The sequence below is a fragment of the Mesorhizobium sp. A623 genome, from assembly GCF_054489405.1.
In genome coordinates, this window is the sequence record NZ_JBTMXB010000084.1 from 1 (window position 1) to 3,548 (window position 3,548).

Genomic DNA, 3,548 nt, shown 5'->3' on the forward strand with positions numbered 1-3,548 from the left:
GCGAAGTCCTTGCCGGTCGCGGTTAGCCGCAGGCGGTCGAAGCTGTCGCCAGCCATCTGCCAGTCATCGATCCAGGCGGCGAAGGGCGCGGCGGTCACGCCCGCCTGACCTGTGCCGCCACGCGCGAAACGCTCCGTGGCGCGGTGTGTCGAGATGCTGGTGACGGCCGCATGGCCAAACCACAGCTGCGGGCTATCCCACCCGTCGGCCTCGCCCGGCGCGAGCGCAGAGCGGAACAGTGTCCATTGCAGGCCGTAGTCCGCGCCATCAGGTCCGGTGAGGTTCGCAGTGACGTACCACCACTCGATCCGGTAGTCCGTATGGGATCCATGATCGTGCGGGAAATCGAACCGCTTGCCCGCTTCCGGAACGGCGAAGCCCCCCGCACCGGTGCCCAGCCCGGCAAAGCCCTGGGCAAAGCCATTGTCGAGGCCCAGCAACAGGAAGATGAGCGTGACGGCGAAATTCCAGGCTCTACCGTTCATTGGCGAAGATCCTCAGCAGCGCGGCCGGCTCCGTGCGCGCGAGCCGCCAGGCCGGCCACAGCGCGGCGAGGAGTGCTGCGGCGAGCGCGAAAAGCATCAAGCGGGTGTATTCAGCGGGAAACAGATACATCGGCAGGCGCCAGCCGAACGCCTCAACATTGACAATGGCAAGCAGCACCCAGGCAAGCGCCAGGCCCAACGGCAAGGCCAGCACCGCAGTGACCCCGGCAAGCAGCACCGTGCGCAGGATCTCCAGCCCGGCGAGCCGGCGCTGTGTCGTCCCCATTGCCCAGACGGGAGCCATCTGCGGCAGACGCATCGCCGCCAGCGTGAGCAGACTCATCAGGATCGCGAAGGAGGCGACCGCGAGCGTCAGCACGTTCAGCGCCCCGGTCACCGAGAAGGTGCGCTCGAACACCGATTGCGAGAACGCCTTCAGCGCTGCCTGGTCGACGATGCTGGCGGGCGGCAGGCCAACGTCCTCGACCAGCGCATGGCGCAAGCCCTCCGGGTCGGAGGTACGCACCCCGTAGCGGGCGGGCACGATGTCGGGGAAGGTCTGACGGAACAGCGCCTCGCTGATGATGGCCTGGCCGATCGGGTTTCCGTAGTCGCCGACAATGCCCGCGATCGGCAGCGACAGTCCGGGGCCAAGCGCGAGTTCGGCGCCGACGCGCAGGCCGGCGCGGCGGGAGAGTTGCTCGTTGATAACGACTGCCTTGCCTTCTTCAACCTCGTCCCATACTGCGGGGACAGCGTCGAGAAAGCGCCAGTTCTCGCGGTAGGTGTAGCTGACGCGCGCGCCAAAAACTTCCGCCGGCAGGCCGGCGAGTGTTGCGTCGACCGACATGATCGGCAACACGGCGTTGGCGCGCGCCGCAAGGAAGCGCTCCAGGCCCGCCCGGTCCGTGGTCGCATCCGCATTAATGTAGAGTTCGGCCGACAGGCGCTGGTCGAGAAAACCGGTAAAGGTCAGGCGGAAGCTCGAGACCATGGTGGAAACGCCGACATTGGCGGCCATGGCAAGAAGCAACGCCATCAGCGCAAGGCCGAGGCCGGGTAATTGCTGGCGTGTGTCGGCCCAGAACCATTGCGCCATGACTCGGACGGCCCGTCCTTCACCAAGACGCAGGATCGCCGCCAGGCAAGACGGTAGCGCGAGTGCCGCACCGAGCAGCAGGCAGGCAAGCAGCGCGAAGCCGGCAAGCAGCCCACCGCCGGCGATAGCCAGCACTCCCGCCGCCGCGAGCAGCACGACAGCGGCCGCGGATTGCAGCTTGCGCGTCCGTCCCGAGACCAGCGCCCAGGCGCGCCCGCCGGCGCTTGCCAGGACCGGCATTCGCGCCAGCCGCCACATGGCGCTCGCGGAGGCAAACAATGTGCCGCCGAGCGCCATGGCCATTCCCGAAAGCCACCATGCTGGGCGGATCTGCAGCGTACCTGCAACGTCGGCGCCATAGAGGCCCCGTATCGTTGCTGCTACATCCGGCATCAACAGCGTTGCGATGAAATAGCCGAGCACGATGCCGAGCGCGCCGGCAAGCGTCGCCAGCACGACAAGCTCCAGCACCATCAGAACGATCAGGCGCCGGAGGGGGACACCGAGCGCACGCAGGGTACGGACCATGCTACGCCGCTGCTCGAAGGCAAGACCGATCGCGCCATGGACGATGAAGATGCCGACCGCGAAACTAAGGAAGCCGAAGGCCGTGAGATTGAGGTGGAAGCTGTCGGTCAGCCGGCCGACATCACTCGCGACGTCCGCACGCCGGAGGACGAGGTCGGGCGCGATCTCGGCCAGCGACCGTTGCCGCAGAGGCTGCTCCGGTAAGACGATCAGGCGGCTGATGCGCCCGGCACGGCCAAGCAACTTCTGGGCGACGCCGATGTCGGCGAGCACGGTGCCGGGCGCAACCGCCTGATCGCGCAGCACCGGGTTGGGCAAGTTCGCCACGAGCAGCGCCGCTGCCTCCGGGCCAGCGACCAGCGCGTGTGCGCGCAAGAAGCTGGTGAGGTCGGTGCGCGCCAGCGCAGCGCTCGCGGCCGAACCGGACGGCGCGGTCAGAGGATCGATCCCGACCAACCTCACCACCGTGCCGCCGACACGCAGCCTTCCATCCACCACCGGACTGACCAGCCAACCAGCGCGGCGCAGCGCCACGAAAAGCTCCTGCGCCATGGAATCCCCTTCGCGCGGCAACAACTGGTCGAAGCGACCTTCGGCCAGCGTGGCGGCAGCCGCATCGTAACTGGCGCTGGCCTCTGCGTTGATTGCCTGCACACCCGACCACAGGGACGTCGCCAGCGCGAGGCCGAGCACCAGCGTCAGCAATTGAAGCCGGTTGCGCCGCCAGTGCGAAGCCAGTGCCGACAGGATCGCGCCTGTCATGCGAGGCGGCCTTGACTGAGATGCGCCTGCCGCCCAAGCCGCGCTGCAAGGCGCGGGGAATGCGTGACCATCAACAGCGCAGCCCCCGTGCCGACCACGAGTGCCAAGAATTGCTCCATCACCTCGTCCGCGGTCGCCTCATCGAGGTTGCCAGTCGGCTCGTCCGCGAGGACCAGCTTCGGTCGCGCCGCGAGCGCGCGGGCGATCGCCACGCGCTGCTGCTGACCGCCGGACAGTTGCTCGGGATACTTCCGCAACTGCGCCTCCAGCCCGAGCGCGCGGGCCAGTCGTGAAAGCTCCCGCGGTTCCGCCGTGCCGTTCAAACGCGCCTGGAAGGCGATGTTGGCGGCGACGTCCAGAGAGGGAATGAGGTTGAACTGCTGGAAGACAATGCTGACCACGCTTTGCCTGAGCCTTGCGCGGCCCTGGTCATCAAGCGCGGTGACCTCCTGCCCATCGAGCAGGACGCGCCCGCCGTCGGCAGCGTCCAGACCTGCCACGAGGTGCAGCAACGTGCTCTTGCCCGAGCCGGATTCGCCGGTCAGCGCCAGCGTCATGCCGGCGTCGAGCGAGAGCGTCACGCCGCGCAGGACGGGCACCGGGCCTTCCGGGCCAGGATAGGATTTCTGCAAATCTTCAATCGAAAGCAACATGCACCACAGCTATCGTCTGTG

Annotated in this window: 3 protein-coding genes; all 3 read right to left on the reverse strand. The window is 67.5% G+C overall.

All coding sequences use genetic code 11. The features are described from left to right. Positions 1–485 (reverse strand): lipocalin-like domain-containing protein (locus ACX3P1_RS27735; RefSeq protein WP_459082963.1); only part of this gene is annotated, 485 nt, incomplete at its 3' end. After that, positions 475–2,874: an FtsX-like permease family protein gene (locus ACX3P1_RS27740; RefSeq protein ID WP_459082965.1), complete on the reverse strand. Its 2,400-nt coding sequence runs from the start codon at positions 2,872–2,874 to the stop codon at positions 475–477. The genes ACX3P1_RS27735 and ACX3P1_RS27740, both read right to left, overlap by 11 nt. Further along, on the reverse strand, positions 2,871–3,527 hold the full coding sequence (locus tag ACX3P1_RS27745) for an ABC transporter ATP-binding protein (protein ID WP_459082967.1): 657 nt from the start codon (positions 3,525–3,527) through the stop codon (positions 2,871–2,873). Before ACX3P1_RS27745 ends, ACX3P1_RS27740 begins: the two co-directional genes overlap by 4 nt. Positions 3,528–3,548 lie beyond the last annotated feature (21 nt).

Excerpts from the sequence above, each read along its gene's own strand:
- ACX3P1_RS27745 (WP_459082967.1), bottom strand. The coding sequence starts at position 3,527 with ATGTTGCTTTCGATTGAAGATTTGCAGAAATCCTATCCTGGCCCGGAA.
- ACX3P1_RS27740 (WP_459082965.1), bottom strand. The coding sequence starts at position 2,874 with ATGACAGGCGCGATCCTGTCGGCACTGGCTTCGCACTGGCGGCGCAAC.